An 18,635-nucleotide genomic window follows, 5' to 3' on the forward strand; every position below is an offset into this window, starting at 1 on the left:
TTACTTGCTCTCCTCGGTACGGGCGGCGGCGGGGGTGGTGGTGACGGCGGGCTCGGAGCCTCCGAGCAGCAGGTACAGGACGGCCATCCGGGTGGAGACGCCGTTGGCGACCTGCTCGACGGCCGTGCAGCGGTCGGAGTCGGCGACCTGGGCGGTGATCTCCATGCCGCGGTTCATGGGGCCGGGGTGCATCACGATGGCGTGCTCGGGCATCTTCGCCATGCGGTCGCCGTCGAGGCCGTACCGGCGGGAGTACTCGCGCTCGGTCGGGAAGAAGGCGGCGTTCATGCGTTCGCGCTGCACACGCAGCATCATCACCGCATCCGACTTCGGCAGCACGTCGTCGAGGTTGAACGAGACCTCGCACGGCCAGGTCTCGACGCCGATCGGGACCAGGGTGGGCGGGGCCACCAGGGTGACCTCGGCGCCGAGGGTGTGGAGCAGGTGGACGTTGGAGCGGGCCACGCGGCTGTGCAGGACGTCGCCGACGATGGTGATGCGGCGGCCGTTCAGGTCCTTGCCGAGGCCCGCGTCACGGCCGACCAGGCGGCGGCGCATGGTGAAGGCGTCCAGCAGGGCCTGGGTGGGGTGCTCGTGGGTGCCGTCGCCGGCGTTGACGACGGCGGAGTCGATCCAGCCGGAGGTCGCGAGCCGGTAGGGGGCGCCGGAGGAGTGGTGGCGGATCACGACCGCGTCGGCTCCCATGGCCTCCAGGGTCAGCGCCGTGTCCTTCAGGGATTCGCCCTTGGAAACGGAGGAACCCTTCGCGGAGAAGTTGATGACGTCGGCCGAGAGCCGCTTGGCGGCCGCCTCGAAGGAGATCCGGGTGCGGGTCGAGTCCTCGAAGAAGAGGTTGACGACGGTGAGGCCGCGCAGGGTGGGCAGCTTCTTGATCGGCCGGTCCGCGACACGTGCCATCTCCTCGGCGGTGTCGAGGATCAGGACGGCGTCGTCGCGCGTGAGGTCGGCGGCCGAGATGAGGTGGCGCTTCATCTGGATGGCTCCGTGGGTGGGAGGGCAGGCGGACGGGCAGGGGTGTGGGCGGAGCAGGGCAGGCCTCGGCGCGGGCCCGGTCGGGGCCCGTCACTCGGACGGTCTACTGACCTGCTGCCGGGGTGGTCCGCTGACCGAGCAGCACGGCGTCACGGCCGTCCTCCTCCTGGAGCTGGACCTTGACGGTCTCCCGCAGCGACGTGGGGAGGTTCTTGCCGACGTAGTCGGCGCGGATCGGCAGTTCGCGGTGGCCTCTGTCGACGAGGACGGCGAGCTGCACGGCGCGGGGGCGGCCGAGGTCGCCGAGGGCGTCGAGGGCGGCGCGGATGGTGCGGCCGGAGAAGAGCACGTCGTCGACGAGCACGACGAGGCGGCCGTCGAGGTCGTCGCCGGGGATCTCGGTGCGGCCGATCGCGCGGGCTGGCTTCATCCGCAGGTCGTCGCGGTACATGGTGATGTCGAGGGAGCCGACCGGGATCTTCGTACCGGTGATCTCTTCGAGCTTGGCGGCCAGCCGGCGGGCGAGGTAGACACCGCGGGTGGGGATGCCGAGGAGCACCACGTCGTCGGCGCCCTTGGCGCGTTCGACGATCTCGTGGGCGATACGGGTCAGGACCCGCGCGATGTCCTGCGCTTCCAGTACGGGGCGCGTGGACGCGGTGTTCTGCTGGGTGTCCATGAAAAGGACCTCCTTCTCCGCCTCACGGGACGGACCTTAAAGGACGTCTGATGTACGTCTCACACGGTACCAGGGAGCGGCCGGTGACTCGGACCGGGCCGGTGGGGAACGGCTCTCACAGGACTGCTGGGACGAGCACCCCGGGGGGCGACGAAGACCATTCGGCTTGACGCATCCAAGTAACGCTGCGTAACCTCACAGTGAGTTACCAGCCGCGCGGCGGAGCCGCACGTAGTTACGTAGTTACGTAGTCGCAGTGTCCACCAGTCACAGCGTCACAGCGTCCGGGAGCGTTATGTCCAGCGAATACGCCAAACAGCTCGGGGCCAAGCTCCGCGCCATCCGCACCCAGCAGGGCCTTTCCCTCCACGGTGTCGAGGAGAAGTCCCAGGGCCGGTGGAAGGCCGTCGTGGTCGGTTCCTACGAGCGCGGGGACCGCGCCGTGACCGTCCAGCGTCTTGCCGAGCTGGCGGACTTCTACGGGGTTCCGGTTCAGGAGCTGCTGCCGGGTACGACGCCCGGCGGGGCTGCCGAGCCGCCGCCGAAGCTGCGCCTCGACCTGGAGCGCCTGGCGGGCGTCCCGGCCGAGAAGGCCGGCCCGCTGCAGCGTTACGCGGCGACGATCCAGAGCCAGCGCGGCGACTACAACGGCAAGGTGCTGTCGATCCGCCAGGACGACCTGCGCACCCTGGCCGTCATCTACGACCAGTCCCCCTCGGTCCTGACCGAGCAGCTGATCAGCTGGGGCGTGCTGGACGCGGACGCCCGTCGCGCGGTGGCGCACGAGGAGCTCTGAGTCTCGGGCTCAGGACCAGCAGAAACGTTTACCGGTGGGCGCCGGACCCTTGCGGGGGTTCCGGCGCCCACCGGTTTTTCGTGCCCGTGCCCGTGCCTCACTCACCGCGGCCCGCTCCCCATGCCTCCTCGCGCCGTTCTCCGCTCCGCATACGGAAGGGCCCGCAACGCGATGCGTTGCGGGCCCTTCCGTATGGCGGTGCCGGCGCTGGGCCGTGCGCTCAGCTCTCGCTGCGCCGCAGGCTCGGCTTCAGGTCCTTGAACCGGGCCAGCAGCCCGTTCACGAACGAGGGGGACTCGTCCGTCGAGAACTCCTTGGCCAGCTGGACGGCCTCGTCGATGGCCACGGCGTCCGGGGTGTCGTCCACCCAGATCAGCTCGTAGGCACCGAGCCGCAGGATGTTCCGGTCCGCGACCGGCATGCGGTCGAGGTCCCAGTCCACGGCGTAGGTGACGATCAGATCGTCGATGCGGTTCACCTTGTCGGCGTAACCCTCGACGAGATCCATCGTGAAGGCGCTGACCGGCGGCTGCCGGTCGTCCGACCGCGCGTGGCGGATCCAGTCCGCGAGGACCTCGCGTACGGGCACCCCGCGCTGGTCGGCCTCGAAAAGGATCTGGAAGGCGCGCTTGCGCGCATTGCTCCGAGCAGCCACGGGTTAGTTGCTCTTCCGGCCGAGGTAGTCGCTGGTGCGGGTGTCGACCTTGACCGTCTCGCCCGTGGTGATGAAGAGCGGGACCTGGATCTCGTAGCCGGTCTCCAGGGTGGCCGGCTTGGTGCCACCGGTGGAGCGGTCGCCCTGGACGCCCGGGTCGGTGTGCTGGATCTTGAGCTCGACCGCGGCCGGGAGCTCGACGTAGAGCACCTCGCCCTCGTGCTGGGCGACGGAGGCGGTGAAGCCCTCGATCAGGAAGTTGGCGGCGTCGCCGACGGCCTTGCGGTCGACCATCAGCTGGTCGTAGGTGTCCATGTCCATGAAGACGAAGTAGTCGCCGTCCATGTACGAGAACTGCATGTCGCGGCGGTCGATGGTGGCCGTGTCGACCTTGACGCCGGCGTTGAAGGTCTTGTCGACGACCTTGCCCGAAAGCACGTTCTTGAGCTTGGTGCGCACGAAGGCCGGGCCCTTGCCGGGCTTGACGTGCTGGAACTCGACGACGGACCAGAGCTGGCCCCCGTCGAGCTTCAGCACCATGCCGTTCTTGAGGTCGTTCGTGGAAGCCACGGTTGCGGAATCTCCTGCACTGGAAGACCACGGGTGCGCGCACAGCCCGGCAGAACCGGCTAGAGCGCGAGCAGCTCCTTGGTCGTAATGGTGAGTAGCTCGGGACCGCCGTCCGCCTCGGGGCGCACGACGAGCGTGTCATCGATCCGGACACCTCCCCGGCCCGGGAGGTGAACCCCCGGTTCGACGGTGACCGGCACGCAAGCGTCCAGTTTACCCATTGCCGTAGGTGCAAGCTGCGGGTCCTCGTCGATTTCGAGGCCCACGCCGTGTCCGGTCCACGGAGCGAGGGCTTCCGTGTGGCCCGCGGAGTCCAGGACGGAGCGTGCGGCACGGTCGACTTCCCGGTACGCGGCCCCGGGCAGCAGGGCCTCGCGCCCGGCCCGCTGGGCGGTGAAGACGAGGTCGTACAGCTCGATCTGCCAGTCGGCCGGGCTGGTGCCGATCACGAAGGTCCGGCCGATCTCGCAGCGGTAGCCGCGGTAGTTGGCGCCCAGGCAGACCGTGAGGAAGTCGCCCTCCTCCACCCTTCGGTCGGATGGCCGGTGCCGGGAGCGGCCGGAGTGCGGGCCCGTGCCGACGGAGGTCGGGAAGGCCGGGCCGTCCGCCCCGTGGTCGACGAGCCGCCGCTCCAGCTCCAGCGCGAGGTGCCGCTCGGTGCGCCCGACCAGGATGGACTCCAGCAGCTCCCCCAGGGCCTGGTCGGCGATCTCGGCGGCGATCCGCAGGCAGGCGATCTCCTGCTCGTCCTTGACGAGGCGCTGCTGCTCCACGGCGGTGCCGAGGTCGGCGAGGCGCAGTCTGGGCGCGACGGAGCGCAGGGCCCGGTGCCGGCCGACGGTGAGGTGGTGTTCCTCCACCGCGAGGGATTCGGCCCGGACTGCGGCGGCCAGATCGGCGGCCGCGACGGCCGGGTCCCCGCCGGGGCTGCCCAGGACGGAGACGTTCAGGTGCTCGTCGAGGCGGCCCTCGTCGGCTTCGCCGGTGGGCGCGCCGGAGCAGAAGAGCATGTCCTCGGTGGGGCCGACGAGCAGCACCGCGCCGAGCGGGGACGCCCCGGAGAGGTAGCGGACGTTCGCCGGACGCGTGATCAGTGCGGCGGCGTTCCCCGCGGCGGCGCATCGGTCGCGAAGCAGGTCCCGGCGGGCGGCGTACACGTCTGACATGTCTTCGAGCGTACGAGCGCACCGCCGATCCGGCCCGGCGAGCGCGTCCGGACGGGCCCGGGCCGCCCGTTCCCGATCCAGGCCGTCTCGTCCGGATCCTGCCGGGCCCGCGGCGCCGGCTCGATCCGGCAGGGACTGCGCCTGGGCTGCCTACGGGGTCCAGCCGCCGGGGGCGGACAGGGCGCGGGCCAGGGCCTCGTCGAGGGCGCGGGCGGTGCCCTCGACGTCGAGGTGGGTGTTGTCGATGATCGGCAGTCCGGAGCCGTACCAGCCGGCCATCCGGCCGTGGATCCGTGCGACTTCCTCGTCGGAGAGCCGGCGGTTGCCGGAGCGCTCGGCGTTGCGCTCCAGCACGATCTCCAGGCCGGGCAGGAGTACGACCGGCAGCAGGTTCGGCCCCACGTGCCGCTTCCAGCCGCCCAGACCGACCACGGGCCGGTCGGGGAAGACGGCGTCGTCCAGGATGCAGGAGATGCCGTTCGCCAGGTAGTTGCGGGCGGCGAAGCCGCAGGTGCGGCGGGCGAGCCGGTACTGGGCCTCGGAGTGCTCGTTCCAGCCCGCCTGGGGGTCCGCGAAGCCCGAGCAGACCCACTCGCGGACGTCGTCCAGGCTGACGTGGGCGGTCGGCACGGGCCGGGTGCTGGCCCAGTGCCGGGCGACCGTGGTCTTGCCGGCGCCGGCCGGGCCGATCAGCAGCACGGCGAGGACGGCCCCGCCGGTGCCCGGCACCGCGGGAGGCAGCGGGATGTGCCCGGTTGCCTCCGGCACGGCGGGCACCGGCTGGGACTGGTGGTGCTGGTGGTGCTGGTGGTGCTGGTGAAGCGGCTGGTGGGGCGGGTGCGGTGGCTGCTGCGGCGGAGACTGCGGCGGGGGCGAACCCGGCCAGCCCTGCGCCGGGGCCATCGGCGGCTGCGGGGGCACCGACGGCTGCGGTCCGGGTTGCCCCCAGCCCGCAGCTCCGCCCCCGCCCCCCACTCCGTGCTGCATCCGCTGCCACTCCGTCTCGTTCCGGCGACTGATGCGAGAACGTTATATGACTGCCGGGGCCCGGCCGTCCACCAGCACCGTCAGGCAGGGTGTCAGCCGGAGATCTCGTCCGCCAGTGCGCGCAGCGCCAGCCGGTACGAACCGATGCCGAAGCCCGCCACCGTTCCGGTCGCCACGGCCGCGATGACCGAGGTGTGACGGAACTCCTCGCGGGCGTACGGGTTCGAGATGTGCACCTCGATCAGCGGCGCCGTGCGCTGCGCGGCCGCGTCCCGCATGCCGTACGAGTAGTGGGTGAAGGCCCCCGGGTTGATGACCACGGGGATCTTCCCGTCGGCTGCCTCGTGCAGCCAGCGGATCAGCTCGCCCTCGTCGTTGGTCTCACGGACCTCCACGTCGAAGCCGAGCTCCTCGCCCAGCGAGCGGCAGCTCTCCACCAGTCCCGTGTACGAGGTGGCCCCGTACACGTCGGGCTCGCGCGAGCCGAGCCGGCCCAGGTTCGGGCCGTTCAGCACGAGGACTCGGCGGCTCACGCCGACACCTCGCCGTAGGCGGCGACGAGGTGCGCCGGGTCGGGACCCTCCAGGACGGTCGGCTTGGCCAGCCCGTCGAGGACGATGAAGCGCAGCAGGTTGCCGCGGGACTTCTTGTCGACCTGCATGGTCTGGAGCAGCTTGGACCACTGGTCGCCGCGGTAGGTAAGCGGCAGCCCGACCGAGGCCAGGACCGCCTTGTGCCGGTCGGCCGTCGCGTCGTCGAGCCGGCCCGCGAGCCGGCCGAGCTCGGCGGCGAAGACCATGCCGACGGACACGGCCGCGCCGTGCCGCCACTTGTAGCGCTCGTTCTTCTCGATGGCGTGCGCGAGGGTGTGGCCGTAGTTGAGGATCTCGCGCAGTCCCGACTCCTTGAGGTCGCTGGAGACCACGTCGGCCTTGACCTGGATGGAGCGCACGATGAGCTCGGCGGTGTGCGGGCCCTCGGGCGTACGCGCCGCCGCCGGGTCCTCCTCGATCAGGTCGAGGATCACCGGGTCGGAGATGAACCCGGCCTTGATGATCTCGGCGAGGCCGCTGACGTAGTCGTTGACCGGCAGCGAGTCGAGGGCCGCCAGGTCGCAGAGCACGCCGGCCGGCGGGTGGAAGGCACCCACGAGGTTCTTGCCCTCGGCGGTGTTGATGCCGGTCTTGCCGCCGACCGCCGCGTCCACCATCGCGAGGACGGTGGTCGGTACGGCGACCCAGCGCACGCCGCGCAGCCAGCTGGCCGCAACGAAGCCCGCGAGGTCGGTGGTGGCTCCGCCGCCGACGCCGACGATCACGTCGGTGCGGGTGAAGCCGGACTGGCCCAGCGCCTTCCAGCAGTAGGCGGCGACCTCGACCGTCTTGGCCTCCTCGGCGTTCGGCACCTGGATGGCGACCGCCTCGTAGCCCTGCTCGGCCAGGTCGTCGCGCAGTGCCTCACCGGTCGAGGCCAGCGCCTCGGGGTGGATGACGGCGACCCGCTGGGCCTTCGTACCGATCAGGGAGCCGAGCTCGCCGAGCAGCTGCCGCCCGACCAGCACGTCGTACGGGTCATGGCCGGCGCTTCCGCCGACGTGGATCCGCGTCACCTGGTCTGTCATACGTCCTTCAACTCCAGAGCGTCGAGGACCGCCTGGGCGACCTCTTCGGGGGTGCGGTCGTCGGTGGCCACCACGACGCGCGCGACTTCGGTGTACAGGGGGCGCCGGGCGTCCATCAGCTCGCGCCACTGGCGGCGCGGGTTGACGGCGAGCAGCGGGCGGGCGGCGCCGAGGCCCACGCGCCGCACCGCTTCCTCGACGTCCATCGAGAGGTAGACGACGGGCAGGCCGGCGAGCAGGGCGCGGGTGCCCTCGTCGAGGACGGCGCCGCCGCCGAGGGCGAGGACTCCGGTGTGCCCGGAGACGGCGGCCGCGACGGCCTGCCGTTCCAGCTCACGGAAGTACGGCTCGCCCTCGTCGACGAAGATGTCGGAGATCGGCCGCCCCTGGGCGGTGACGATGTCGGCGTCGGTGTCCCGGTAGGGGACGCCGAGCCGCTCGGCGAGCAGCGCCCCCACCGTGGACTTGCCGGATCCCATGGGTCCGACGAGGACGACGAGCGGTCCGGCCGTCACCGGATCTGCAGGTTGTCGAGGTACGCCCGGACGTTGCGGCGGGTCTCCGGGACGGAGTCGCCGCCGAACTTCTCGACGACCGCGTCGGCCAGGACGAGGGCGACCATGGCCTCGGCGACGATGCCGGCGGCGGGCACGGCACACACGTCGGAGCGCTGGTGGTGGGCCACCGCCGCCTCGCCGGTGGCCACGTCGACGGTCGCCAGCGCGCGCGGGACGGTCGCGATGGGCTTCATCGCGGCGCGGACGCGCAGCAGCTCGCCGGTGGTCAGGCCGCCCTCGGTGCCGCCGGAGCGGCCGGAGGTGCGCTTGATGCCCTCGGGGGTGGAGACGATCTCGTCGTGGGCCTTGGAGCCGGGCACGCGGGCGAGCTCGAAGCCGTCGCCGACCTCGACGCCCTTGATGGCCTGGATGCCCATGAGGGCGGCGGCGAGGCGGGCGTCGAGCCGGCGGTCCCAGTGGACGTGCGAGCCGAGGCCGACCGGGACGCCGTAGGCGAGGACCTCGACGACGCCGCCGAGGGTGTCGCCGTCCTTGTGGGCCTGGTCGATCTCGGCGACCATCGCCTTGCTGGCGTCGGCGTCGAGGCAGCGCACCGGGTCGGCGTCGAGCTTCTCCACGTCGGCCGGGGTCGGGTAGACGCCGTACGGGGCCTTGGCCGCGGCCAGCTCGACCACGTGGGAGACGATCTCGATGCCCGCGACCTCCTTGATGAAGGAGCGGGCGACGGCGCCGAGGGCGACGCGGGCGGCGGTCTCACGGGCGCTGGCGCGCTCCAGGATCGGCCGGGCCTCGTCGAAGCCGTACTTCTGCATGCCCGCGAGGTCGGCGTGGCCGGGGCGCGGACGGGTCAGCGGCGCGTTGCGACCGGTCTCCTTCAGGAGCGAGGGGTCGACCGGGTCGGCCGACATCACGGTCTCCCACTTGGGCCACTCGGTGTTGCCGATCATGACCGCGACCGGACCGCCCTGGGACAGGCCGTGCCGGACGCCGCCGAGGAAGGTGATCTCGTCCTGCTCGAACTTCATGCGGGCACCGCGGCCATAACCGAGTCGGCGACGGGCCAGGTGATCGGCCACCAGCTCGGTGGTGACCGGGACGCCGGCGGGAAGACCCTCCAGCGTCGCGACCAGTGCCGGGCCGTGCGACTCTCCTGCGGTCAGCCAACGCAACCTGCTCAACGATGCTCCTCATGCTCGCGCCTGGTACAGCGACGGCGCGATCGGGTGCGCGGCCCTGACCCGCCTCACCCGATCCTCCCACGTCCGGAAGGGTTTCTCGGGCCCCGGTCCAGCTATCGGACGCCCGAGGCGTCAGCGGGACCTCCGGCCGCGCTCACGCTGCCAGGTGATCCCGTACCAGAGGATGACGGAAGCAAGGAGTCCGATGATGAGCGCCTTGGCCCACAAGGGGAGCCCGCCGAAGGCCACCCGGGCCGCGGTGCCGATGACGACGGGGAGGTCCCACTTCGACGCGAGTACCTCGTCCGTGCTGTTGCCGTCCATGCCGCCCCCCTGTGCGTACGCAGGCGGAAAGCCTAACGGGCGGCGAGCGCCCGCTCTCCGGCGGCCCTCATCGCGGCGAGCGGCCCCGGGGTCCGGCCCGTCATCCGCTCGACCTGGAGCACGGCCTGGTGGACGAGCAGGTCGAGTCCGCCGACGACCTGGCCGCCCTGCCGGGACCAGGCCTCGGCCAGCGCGGTCGGCCAGGGGTCGTAGAGGACGTCGAAGAGGGTGCCCGCCCCAGCGGGTACGGACGCCGCCAGGGCGTCGGTCGTACCGGCCGGTGTGGTGGCGATCACCAGGGGCGCGGACAGCGCGGCGGCCGCCTCGGACCAGTCGGCCGTGCGGACGGGCACGCCGAGCCGCTCGCCCCACTGCCGCATCTCGTCGGCGCGGGCCGCCGAGCGGACGTACGCGGTGACCTCGCCGGAGCAGATCCGCGAGAGCGCGGCCAGCGCCGAGGAGGCCGTGGCCCCGGCGCCGAGGATGGCGGCCGAGGACACCTTCTCGACGCCGCGCTCGTGGAGCGCGGCGACGATGCCGGGGATGTCGGTGTTGTCGCCGAGGCGGCGGCCGTCCTCGGTGAGGACGACGGTGTTGACCGCCTCGACGGCGGCGGCCGTGTCGCTGATGCCGTCCAGCAGCGGCATGATCGCCCGCTTGAGCGGCATGGTCAGGGACAGCCCGGCCCACTCGGGGCCGAGTCCTGCCACGAACTCCGGGAGCGCGGCCTCGTCGATCTCGAAGCGGTCGTAGGACCAGTCGTCGAGGCCGAGCTCCTGATAAGCGGCGCGGTGCAGCACCGGTGAGAGAGAGTGCTCGATGGGCGAACCCAACACCGCGGCCCTTATGCGTGACATGTCCTGCTATCCGCCGTTCTTCTGCTTCTGCCGTTCCTGGAACTCGTTGGCCAGCTTGGTGTGCTCTTCGTAGGTCTTGGTGAAGGTCGTGGTCTTGCCGTCGACCGACACGAAGAACATCCAGCCGCCGTGGTCCGGGTTGAGCGTAGCGGTCAGCGCGTCCAGGCCCGGGTTGTTGATCGGACCGGTGGGCAGTCCCCTGACGAAATGCGTGTTGTAGGGGTTGTCGAAGGCCTGGGCTTCCTTCAGGTTGAAGTTGATCTCGCTCTGGTTCTTCACGTAGTTGTACGTCGAGTCGAACTGGAGCTTCTGGTTCGTGACGTCGTTGGTCTTCTTGAGGCGGTTGTAGACCACCTCGGCCATCTTCCGGAAGTCGTCGTGGTTCTTGCCCTCGGCGTTGACGAGGCTCGCGACCGTGACCACCTGGAGCGGATTCTCCAGGCCCAGTTCCTTGGCCTTGCCTTCGAGGCCGAGCTCCGCGTACTTGTCGGTCGCGTTCTTGACCATCTGCTTGAGCAGGGAGTCGGGGGTGCTGTCCTTGCTGAGGTCGTAGCGCGCCGGGTACAGGAAGCCTTCGAGCGGGTCGATCAGCTTCGGGTTGTTGTTCGCCCAGGCCGGCAGGCCGAGGTTCTTGATCTCGCGCTTGGCGATCTCGGCGGTGGTGCCCTCCTGCTGGCCCAGCTTCTTGTCGATCGCCGCGTACACCGCGGTGTTGCGCATGCCCTCGGTGACCGTGATGACGTTCAGCTTCGAGGGGTCGCTCATCACCTCGACCGCGGAGGCGGCCGACATCTTCTTCCTGAGCGGGTAGACACCGGCCTGGATGGCCTTGCCCGGGGGGAGCTTGGCCGCGGCGTCGACGAACGCCTGCCCACTGGCGACGACGCCCGCCTTCTTGAGGATCAGGCCCATCTGCAGGAGGCCCGAGCCCTTGGGGATCTCGACCTCGACGATGTCGCCGCTGCCCTCGCCCGCGAAGTCCTCGGCCGAGCTGAACCTGGCCTTGATGTAGTTGTAGCCGTAGTAGCCGCCACCGCCGACCACGCCGAGGACGACGACCGCGGCGACCAGGCAGGCCGTGCCGCTGCGCTTCTTGGGCTTGCCGCCCTTGGAGCGGCCACCCCGGCGGTCGTCGCCGTCGTCTCCGTCGCCGTCACCGCCGCCACCGGCGGTGAGCAGGTCGTTCTCCGGCTCCTCGGCCGGCTCCGGCTCCTCGGCGGGTTCCGGCTCCAGGTGCCGCCGTCCCGGGGGCTGCGGCGGCTCGTAGGCGTCCTCCGTGGTGTAGAGGTCCGGAGCCTCACCGGGGTAGCCCGCCACGGGCTGCTGGGTGTAGGGGTCCACGCCCGCGTACGGGTCGGTCCGCACCGCCGCCGCGTACTGGCCCTGGCCGGTGTCCCAGCCCTGGCTGTCGTACACCGGCTGCTGCGGCTGGGGCTGCTGTGCCTGCTGCTGCGGGGCGTAGGCCTGCTGCTGCCCGGCGTACTGCTGCGGGTACTGGCCCTGGCCCTGGCCCTGGCCCTGGCCCTGGCCCTGCATGTACTGCTGCGGCGGCTGCTGCTGCTGCGCCTGCTGCGGGTACTGCCCCTGCGGGTACTGCGGCTGCTGGTGCTGCTGGTACTCCGGGTACTGCTCGTACTGCGGATGCTGGGGGTACTGCTGCTGGTACTGCGGCTCCTGTGGGTACTCCTGCTGCTGCGGGGCACCGCCGTGAGGCACCTGGCCCTGCTGGGTCTGGTGCCCGGTCCACCCCTGGTCCCCGTAAAGGGGGTCCTCGGGGTGCCAGGGTTCGGGGCCACGGCCCCGGCCATACTCAGTCATCGGTCCCCTAGAGCCGCGAGACGGAGGCCACGGACTCCTTCGTCCATGGCACCCGGGTCCGCCTCTTTGACGGTGGGCGACGGCTGTTCGAATGCCGTCTCATCGCGCGGAACGTTACCGTATCGCGATCAGACAACCACTTCGACGCACTCACCGGGCGGATTACCTGATACCCGTTCGGTCTCAAGAGCGTTCTGAAGGATCACCACAGCGGCTGCCTGGTCGATGACCGACCGGCCCTTCTTGGCGTTCTTCCCCGAGGCCCGCAGACCCTGGGCGGCGGTGACCGTGGTCATCCGCTCGTCCACCAGACGGACCGTCACCGGCTTGATCCCCTTCGCGAGTTCGTTCGCGAAGGCGCGCACCTTGGCCGCGGCCGGCCCCTCCCGCCCGCTGAGCGAGCGGGGGAGGCCGACCACGACTTCGAGGGGCTCGTACTCCTCGACGAGCTGCCGCAGCCGCCGGTGGGCGAAGGGGATGTCCCGGCCCGGAACGGTTTCCACCGGTGTGGCCAGGACCCCGTCGGGGTCGCAGGACGCGACCCCGATCCGGGCGTCCCCGACGTCGATGGCGAGCCGTCGGCCGCGGCGCAGAGTCATCGTCAGACCGTCTCGACGACGAGGCGCTCGACGGCGCTGATGGCCTCCGGCACGGCGGCCGCGTTCTGGCCGCCGCCCTGGGCGACGTCCGGCTTGCCGCCACCGCCGCCGCCGAGGGTCTTGGCGGCCGTACGGACCAGGTCGCCGGCCTTGAGGCCGCGCTCGCGGGCGGCCTCGTTGGTGGCGATCACGGTCAGCGGGCGGTCGTTCGCCACGGTGAACAGGGCCACGACGGCCGGACGGTCGCCCTGGATGCGGCCGCGGACGTCGAGGACCAGCTTGCGCAGGTCGTCGGCGCCGACGCCGTCCGCCACCTGGCCGACGACGAGGGCGACGCCCTTGACGTCCTGGGCGTTCTGGGCGAGACCGGCGGCGGCCTGGAGGACCTTCTCCGCGCGGAACTTCTCGATCTCCTTCTCGGCGTCCTTCAGCTTGCCGAGCATGGAGGCGATCTTCTCCGGCAGCTCCTCCGGACGGCCCTTGACCAGCTCCTGGAGCTGGGCGACGACCGTGTGCTCCTTGGCGAGGAAGTTGTACGCGTCCACGCCCACGAGGGCCTCGACGCGGCGCACGCCGGAGCCGATGGAGGACTCGCCGAGCAGCTTGACCAGGCCCAGCTGGGCGGTGTTGCCGACGTGCGTGCCGCCGCACAGCTCCTTGGAGAAGTCGCCGATGGTCACGACGCGCACGCGCTCGCCGTACTTCTCGCCGAACTCGGCGATGGCGCCCTGCTTCTTCGCCTCGTCGATGCTCATGATCTCGGCGGTGACGTCGAGCTCGCGCGACAGCACGTCGTTGATCTTCTGCTCCACGTCGGTGAGGACCGAGCCGGGGACGGCGTTCGGGGAGCCGAAGTCGAAGCGGAAGCGGCCCGGGCTGTTCTCCGAACCGGCCTGGGCGGCGGTCGGGCCGAGGGCGTCGCGCAGCGCCTGGTGGGTCAGGTGCGTGGCCGAGTGGGCGCGGGCGATGGCCCGGCGGCGGTGCACGTCGATGGCGGCGTACGCGGAGGCGCCGACCGTCACCTCGCCGACCTGGACGGAACCCTTGTGCACGGAGACGCCCGGGACCGGCTGCTGCACGTCGCGGACGACGATGACGGCGCCCGAGTCGAGCTTGATGCGGCCCTGGTCGGCGAGCTGGCCGCCGCCCTCGGCGTAGAAGGGGGTGCGGTCGAGGACGACCTCGACCTCGTCGCCCTCGGAGGCGGCGGGCGCGGAGACGCCGTTGACCAGGAGGCCGACGATGGTGGACTCGCCCTGGTTGGTGGCGTAGCCGGTGAACTCGGTGGCGCCGGAGCCGTCGGCGATCTCCCGGTAGGCGGACATGTCCGCGTGGCCGGTCTTCTTGGCCTTGGCGTCGGCCTTGGCGCGGTCGCGCTGCTCCTGCATCAGGCGGCGGAAGCCGGGCTCGTCCACGGTCAGGCCCTGCTCGGCGGCCATCTCCAGGGTGAGGTCGATCGGGAAGCCCCAGGTGTCGTGGAGCAGGAACGCCTTGTCGCCGGAGAGGACCGTGCCGCCGGTGGCCTTGGTCTCGGTGACGGCGGTGTCGAGGATGTTGGTGCCGCCCTTGATGGCCTTCAGGAAGGCGGCTTCCTCGGCGAGCGCGACGGTCTCGATGCGCTTGCGGTCGGTGACGAGCTCCGGGTACTGCTGGCCCATCGTGTTGATCACGACGTCGACGAGGTCCTGGACGACGGGACCGGTGGCACCCATGAGGCGCATGTTGCGGATGGCGCGGCGCATGATGCGGCGCAGCACGTAGCCGCGGCCCTCGTTGCCGGGGGTGACGCCGTCGCCGATGAGCATGGTCGAGGTGCGGATGTGGTCGGCGACCACGCGCAGCGAGACGTCCGTGCCCTGGGCGGCGCCGTAGCGGACACCGGTCAGCTCGGTGGCCTTGTCCATGACCACGCGCAGGGTGTCGGTCTCGTACATGTTCTGCACGCCCTGCAGGATCATCGCGAGGCGTTCGAGGCCCAGGCCCGTGTCGATGTTCTTCGACGGCAGGTCGCCGAGGATCGGGAAGTCCTCCTTCCCGTCGCCGGCGCCGCGCTCGTACTGCATGAAGACCAGGTTCCAGATCTCCACGTAGCGCTCGTCGTTGACGGCCGGGCCGCCCTCGACGCCGAACTCGGGGCCGCGGTCGTAGTTGATCTCGGAGCACGGGCCGCAGGGGCCCGGGACGCCCATGGACCAGAAGTTGTCCTTCTTGCCCAGGCGCTGGATGCGCTCGGCGGGGACGCCGATCTTCTCGCGCCAGATCTGCTCGGCCTCGTCGTCGTCGAGGTAGACGGTGATCCAGAGCTTCTCGGGCTCCAGGCCGTAGCCGCCGTCCGCCACGGAGCTGGTCAGCAGCTCCCAGGCGTACTTGATGGCGCCTTCCTTGAAGTAGTCCCCGAAGGAGAAGTTGCCGCACATCTGGAAGAACGTGCCGTGGCGGGTGGTCTTGCCGACCTCTTCGATGTCCGGCGTGCGGACGCACTTCTGGACGCTGGTGAGCGTCGGGGCCGGAGGCTTGGTCTCACCCAGGAAGTAGGGCTTGAACGGCACCATGCCCGCGGGCACCAGCAGCAGAGTCGGGTCGTCCGCGATGAGCGACGCCGAAGGGACAACGGCGTGACCGCGCTCCTCGAAGAAGCTCAGCCAGCGGCGGCGAATCTCAGCCGACTCCATCAGTGGTCCTCATTCCGGTCGTACGACATTTTGGGTCGGTAGGTGGTCTTGGTGTTCTCGATGGCCCGCAGCCGCCGGGGCCCGGGGAGGGCCGTGACGTTGTCGGGCCGGTCGGGATCCTGGTGGAGTCCCAGTGCGTCGTTCAGCTCGTCCTCGCGCTGCGTCATTCCCGCTCTGACGTCGAGGGCGAAGTCCTTGAGGCGGTGTCCCGCCTCCACGGCCTTGTCGGCCGCCTGGGCGGCGAGACTCTCCGGCGTCAGCTTCTTCAGCTGGCGGTTGACCTTGGTGGTGGCCCACACGCCGGCGGCTGCGCCGGCGGTGAACCAGAAGGCTCGGCGGAACATCGGCGGTCTCAGCCCTTCTGCTTGCGGCGCCGGGCGGCCGGCACCGTACGTCCGACGATCACGGTTCGTCGGGATGTCTTCGACGGCGTACCGCCCGACGTCGCGGCATCCCCCTTGCCCAGCGCCTTGCGGACGCCGTAGCCGAAGGCCGCGACCTTCACCAGCGGCCCGCCGAAGGCGGTGGCCACGGTGGAGGACAGCGCGGAGGCGTTGGAGGTGACCTCCTGCACGTCGCTCGCGATGGCGTCGACCCGGTCGAGCTGGGTGCGCGCGGAGCGGACGGTGGTGGAGGCGTCGGCGAGCAGGGGGACGGCCTGGTCGGTCACGTCGGCCACCAGCTTGGTGGCCGCCCTGAGCACCTGGGCCAGCCTCACCAGGGCCACGGCGAGGAAGGAGATCAGGATGGCCCAGAAGACGGCCACGATGATCCCGGCCACCTCTACACCGGACACGTCACACCGCTCTCTGTCTGTACCTGAACCGCAGGACTATTCGCCCTCCGACCCTATCGCGCCGGAGATCCCCGGCCGTACCGGAAATCCGGGAGGACCGGACCCGCCTTGAACGCAGCGCGTCCGGAGCAGTACTCTCCGTGTCCCATGGGACAGAGACCCCTTCGTAGTACCGCCGGGGGCAATCTTCCCTCGGAGCTCGGCCGGTTCGTCGGGCGGGGTGGCGAACTCGCCGAGCTGGGGCGGCTTCTGGAGTCCTCGCGGCTCGTGACGGTGACCGGCGTGGGCGGAGTGGGCAAGTCCCGGCTCGCGCTCGCGGCCGCCCGGGCCGCCGCCGAGGGATCGCAGGAACGCTACTGCGACGGGGTGTGGCTGGCGGAGCTGGCCACCGTACGGGATCCCGCGCTGCTGGAGCTGGCCCTCGCCGAGGCGCTGGAGCTGACCGACCACACCACCCGGCCGCTGCGGACGGTTCTGGCCGAGCACCTGGCGGGACGCCGGCTGCTGCTGGTCCTGGACGGCTTCGAGCACCTGGTCGACGAGTGCGCCGTCCTGGTACGGGACCTCCTGCGGCGCTGCCCCGGCCTGCGCGTCCTGGCGGCCGGCCGGCGCCCGCTGGCCCTGGACGGGGAGCTGGCCTTCCCGCTGGCCCCGCCCGCCGCCGAGGAGGCGCTGGCCCTGCTGGTGGCGCGGGCGTCCGCGGCCGACCCGGCCTTCGCGGTGACCCCGGAGAACCGGCCCGCGCTGGTCGATCTGTGCGCCCGCCTCGACGGGATCCCGCTGGCGCTGGAGCTGGCCGCGGGCCGGCTCCGGACGCTGTCCCCCGCGCAGGTCCTGGCCCGGCTGGAGGACCGGTTCGCGCTGCTGACGGGCGGTGCGCGCGGCGGGCTCGCCCGGCACCGGGCGCTGCGGACGGCGATCGGCTGGAGTCACGAGCTGTGCACGCCCGCGGAGCGGCTGCTGTGGGCACGGCTGTCGGTGTTCGCCGGGCAGTTCGACCTCGACGCCGTCGAATACGTGTGCGCGGGTCCGGATCTGCCGGTGGAGGAGCTGCTGGACCTGGTCGGGGAGCTCCAGGCCCAGTCCCTGCTGGTCCGGGAGGAGACGCCCGCCGGGGTGCGCTTCCGGATGCTGGAGACCGTACGGGTGTACGGGGCGGGGTGGCTGGAGTCGCTGGGCGACGCGGGACGGCTGCGGCGGCGCCACCGGGACTGGTACGTGGGGCTGGCGACGTGGTGCGAGCTGGACTGGTTCAGCCCGCGCCAGCAGGAGGTGGCCGCACTGGTGGAGGCGGAGCTGGCCAACATCCGGCTCGCCCTGGAGTGCTGCCTGGACGAGCCGGACGAGGCGCATCTGGGCCAGTACCTGGCGGGGACCCTGTGGTTCTACTGGGCCGGCTGCGGGCGCCTGACCGAGGGGCGGCACTGGCTCGACCGGGCCCTGGAACCGGTGGACCAGGCGGTGGAGTACGAGGGCTCGCGGCTGAAGGCGCTGTGGGTGCTGGGCTACGTCGCCGCCTTGCAGGGGGACGCGACGGCCGCGATGAGCGCCCTGTACGAGTGCCGGGACGGGGCGGCGCGGAGCGGAAACCCGGTCGCGGCGGCCTACGCGGTGCACCGGATGGGCTGCCTGGCGCTGGTCTCGGACGACATGGCGCGGGCCCGGGAGCTGCTGGGCGCGGCGCTGGAGCAGTACCGGTCGGCCGGCGAGCTGAACAGCAACGTACTGATGTGCCAGGTGGAGCTGGGGATGGCGCTGGCCTTCCTCGGTGACCTGCCGGGGGCGCTCGCGCTGTGCGGGGAGGTCCGGGAGATCTGCGAGGAGCGCGGGGAGCGCTGGACGAAGGCGTACGCCCTGTACGTCCTCGCGTACGCGGCCCTCGAAGCGGGGCGCACACGGGAGGCGCGGCAGCTGCTGACCGAGTGCGTGGCGATCAACCACGTCTTCCACGATCTGGTGGGACTGGTGCTCGCGCTGGAGCTGCTCGCGCTGGTCACGGTGGCGGAGGGGGACGCGGCCGAGGCGGCGGTGCTGCAGGGCGCGGCGGAGCCGATGTGGGGCGGGGTGGGGCTGCAGCTGTTCGGCTCGGGGTACTTCAACGCCCCGCGGCTCATGTGTCGGGAGCAGGCGGGCGAGCTGCTGGGCGCCGAGCGCTACGCCGCGTACGAGGCCGAGGGGCGGGAACTGAGCCGTGAGGCGCTGGTCGGGCGGGCGCTGAGCGGTCCGCAGGAGCGCGCCGGCGGGGTGCCCCGGCAGGCGGGACGGGCGGGCGGCGGGGCGCGCGGCTCCCGGGTGACGACGGGCGCGGCGGAGCGTCCGCAGCCCTGAGGCGGCCCGGGGGTGGTCCTGAGACGGTCCGGGGGCAGTCCTGAGGCGGTCCGGGAAACGGAAAACCCGCCGCCCCCC

The 18,635-nt window shown here is 71.5% G+C and carries 19 protein-coding genes; 2 read left to right on the top strand and 17 right to left on the bottom strand.

Annotation, left to right across the window (positions count from 1 at the left end; translation table 11 throughout):
* Together DEJ51_RS05515 and pyrR are read right to left on the bottom strand one after the other, a co-directional pair.
* On the bottom strand, positions 1-993 hold the full coding sequence (locus DEJ51_RS05515; protein ID WP_150256570.1) for an aspartate carbamoyltransferase catalytic subunit: 993 nt from the start codon (positions 991-993) through the stop codon (positions 1-3).
* A 103-nt stretch (positions 994-1,096) separates the two neighbouring features.
* Positions 1,097-1,672, bottom strand: a complete 576-nt coding sequence (gene pyrR, locus DEJ51_RS05520; RefSeq protein WP_150256571.1) for a bifunctional pyr operon transcriptional regulator/uracil phosphoribosyltransferase PyrR — start codon at positions 1,670-1,672, stop codon at positions 1,097-1,099.
* Positions 1,673-1,967: 295 nt separating this feature from the next.
* Here pyrR and bldD point away from each other — a divergent pair, with 295 nt between their 5' ends.
* Positions 1,968-2,468, top strand: a complete 501-nt coding sequence (gene bldD, locus DEJ51_RS05525) for a transcriptional regulator BldD (RefSeq protein WP_030008755.1) — start codon at positions 1,968-1,970, stop codon at positions 2,466-2,468.
* Between the two features lie 220 nt (positions 2,469-2,688).
* Here bldD and nusB read toward each other — a convergent pair whose 3' ends face one another.
* From nusB to DEJ51_RS05605, 15 genes are all read right to left on the bottom strand, one after another.
* Positions 2,689-3,123, bottom strand: coding sequence for a transcription antitermination factor NusB (gene nusB, locus DEJ51_RS05530; protein WP_150256572.1), 435 nt, complete (start codon positions 3,121-3,123; stop codon positions 2,689-2,691).
* 3 nt (positions 3,124-3,126) lie between these two features.
* Positions 3,127-3,693, bottom strand: coding sequence for an elongation factor P (gene efp, locus DEJ51_RS05535; RefSeq protein WP_030706328.1), 567 nt, complete (start codon positions 3,691-3,693; stop codon positions 3,127-3,129).
* A gap of 59 nt (positions 3,694-3,752) precedes the next feature.
* Positions 3,753-4,859, bottom strand: coding sequence for an aminopeptidase P family protein (locus DEJ51_RS05540; protein ID WP_150256573.1), 1,107 nt, complete (start codon positions 4,857-4,859; stop codon positions 3,753-3,755).
* A gap of 150 nt (positions 4,860-5,009) precedes the next feature.
* Positions 5,010-5,846: an AAA family ATPase gene (locus DEJ51_RS05545; RefSeq protein ID WP_150256574.1), complete on the bottom strand. Its 837-nt coding sequence runs from the start codon at positions 5,844-5,846 to the stop codon at positions 5,010-5,012.
* Positions 5,847-5,938: 92 nt separating this feature from the next.
* A complete protein-coding gene (gene aroQ, locus DEJ51_RS05550) occupies positions 5,939-6,379 on the bottom strand; it encodes a type II 3-dehydroquinate dehydratase (protein ID WP_150256575.1) in 441 nt (146 codons plus the stop codon).
* Positions 6,376-7,467, bottom strand: a complete 1,092-nt coding sequence (gene aroB, locus DEJ51_RS05555) for a 3-dehydroquinate synthase (protein WP_150256576.1) — start codon at positions 7,465-7,467, stop codon at positions 6,376-6,378. Before aroB ends, aroQ begins: the two co-directional genes overlap by 4 nt.
* The gene (locus DEJ51_RS05560; RefSeq protein WP_150256577.1) at positions 7,464-7,982 is read right to left on the bottom strand and encodes a shikimate kinase; all 519 of its coding nucleotides are present in this window, start codon (positions 7,980-7,982) and stop codon (positions 7,464-7,466) included. Before DEJ51_RS05560 ends, aroB begins: the two co-directional genes overlap by 4 nt.
* The gene (gene aroC, locus DEJ51_RS05565; protein ID WP_150256578.1) at positions 7,979-9,163 is read right to left on the bottom strand and encodes a chorismate synthase; all 1,185 of its coding nucleotides are present in this window, start codon (positions 9,161-9,163) and stop codon (positions 7,979-7,981) included. The genes DEJ51_RS05560 and aroC overlap by 4 nt, the downstream gene beginning before the upstream one ends.
* A gap of 132 nt (positions 9,164-9,295) precedes the next feature.
* Positions 9,296-9,487 carry a hypothetical protein gene (locus DEJ51_RS05570; RefSeq protein WP_150256579.1) on the bottom strand — a complete coding sequence of 64 codons (192 nt, stop codon included), beginning with the start codon at positions 9,485-9,487 and terminating at the stop codon, positions 9,296-9,298.
* A gap of 32 nt (positions 9,488-9,519) precedes the next feature.
* Complete coding sequence (locus DEJ51_RS05575; RefSeq protein ID WP_150256580.1) at positions 9,520-10,344, bottom strand: shikimate dehydrogenase; 825 nt, start codon at positions 10,342-10,344, stop codon at positions 9,520-9,522.
* 6 nt (positions 10,345-10,350) lie between these two features.
* Positions 10,351-12,162 (bottom strand): endolytic transglycosylase MltG, encoded by a 1,812-nt coding sequence (gene mltG, locus DEJ51_RS05580; RefSeq protein WP_150256581.1) that lies wholly within the window; start codon positions 12,160-12,162, stop codon positions 10,351-10,353.
* A 128-nt stretch (positions 12,163-12,290) separates the two neighbouring features.
* On the bottom strand, positions 12,291-12,761 hold the full coding sequence (gene ruvX / locus DEJ51_RS05590; RefSeq protein ID WP_150256582.1) for a Holliday junction resolvase RuvX: 471 nt from the start codon (positions 12,759-12,761) through the stop codon (positions 12,291-12,293).
* A gap of 2 nt (positions 12,762-12,763) precedes the next feature.
* Complete coding sequence (alaS, locus tag DEJ51_RS05595; RefSeq protein ID WP_150256583.1) at positions 12,764-15,433, bottom strand: alanine--tRNA ligase; 2,670 nt, start codon at positions 15,431-15,433, stop codon at positions 12,764-12,766.
* The gene (locus tag DEJ51_RS05600; protein WP_150256584.1) at positions 15,433-15,777 is read right to left on the bottom strand and encodes a DUF6167 family protein; all 345 of its coding nucleotides are present in this window, start codon (positions 15,775-15,777) and stop codon (positions 15,433-15,435) included. Before DEJ51_RS05600 ends, alaS begins: the two co-directional genes overlap by 1 nt.
* 8 nt (positions 15,778-15,785) lie before the next feature.
* Positions 15,786-16,229, bottom strand: a complete 444-nt coding sequence (locus DEJ51_RS05605; protein ID WP_150256585.1) for a DUF948 domain-containing protein — start codon at positions 16,227-16,229, stop codon at positions 15,786-15,788.
* Between the two features lie 147 nt (positions 16,230-16,376).
* Here DEJ51_RS05605 and DEJ51_RS05610 point away from each other — a divergent pair, with 147 nt between their 5' ends.
* Positions 16,377-18,557: an ATP-binding protein gene (locus tag DEJ51_RS05610; RefSeq protein ID WP_150256586.1), complete on the top strand. Its 2,181-nt coding sequence runs from the start codon at positions 16,377-16,379 to the stop codon at positions 18,555-18,557.
* The last annotated feature ends 78 nt before the right edge of the window (positions 18,558-18,635 follow it).

This window comes from Streptomyces venezuelae, from assembly GCF_008642275.1.
GTDB classification, from domain to species: Bacteria; Actinomycetota; Actinomycetes; order Streptomycetales; family Streptomycetaceae; genus Streptomyces; species Streptomyces venezuelae_E.

Bases quoted from the DNA above. Each gene is read 5' to 3' on its own strand.
- DEJ51_RS05515 (WP_150256570.1), bottom strand. From the start codon at position 993: ATGAAGCGCCACCTCATCTCGGCCGCCGACCTCACGCGCGACGACGCC.
- bldD (WP_030008755.1), top strand. From the start codon at position 1,968: ATGTCCAGCGAATACGCCAAACAGCTCGGGGCCAAGCTCCGCGCCATC.
- DEJ51_RS05600 (WP_150256584.1), bottom strand. From the start codon at position 15,777: ATGTTCCGCCGAGCCTTCTGGTTCACCGCCGGCGCAGCCGCCGGCGTG.
- DEJ51_RS05540 (WP_150256573.1), bottom strand. From the start codon at position 4,859: ATGTCAGACGTGTACGCCGCCCGCCGGGACCTGCTTCGCGACCGATGC.
- DEJ51_RS05570 (WP_150256579.1), bottom strand. From the start codon at position 9,487: ATGGACGGCAACAGCACGGACGAGGTACTCGCGTCGAAGTGGGACCTC.
- DEJ51_RS05545 (WP_150256574.1), bottom strand. From the start codon at position 5,846: ATGCAGCACGGAGTGGGGGGCGGGGGCGGAGCTGCGGGCTGGGGGCAA.
- DEJ51_RS05575 (WP_150256580.1), bottom strand. From the start codon at position 10,344: ATGTCACGCATAAGGGCCGCGGTGTTGGGTTCGCCCATCGAGCACTCT.
- aroB (WP_150256576.1), bottom strand. From the start codon at position 7,467: ATGACAGACCAGGTGACGCGGATCCACGTCGGCGGAAGCGCCGGCCAT.
- pyrR (WP_150256571.1), bottom strand. From the start codon at position 1,672: ATGGACACCCAGCAGAACACCGCGTCCACGCGCCCCGTACTGGAAGCG.
- mltG (WP_150256581.1), bottom strand. From the start codon at position 12,162: ATGACTGAGTATGGCCGGGGCCGTGGCCCCGAACCCTGGCACCCCGAG.
- alaS (WP_150256583.1), bottom strand. From the start codon at position 15,433: ATGGAGTCGGCTGAGATTCGCCGCCGCTGGCTGAGCTTCTTCGAGGAG.
- DEJ51_RS05610 (WP_150256586.1), top strand. From the start codon at position 16,377: ATGGGACAGAGACCCCTTCGTAGTACCGCCGGGGGCAATCTTCCCTCG.
- ruvX (WP_150256582.1), bottom strand. From the start codon at position 12,761: ATGACTCTGCGCCGCGGCCGACGGCTCGCCATCGACGTCGGGGACGCC.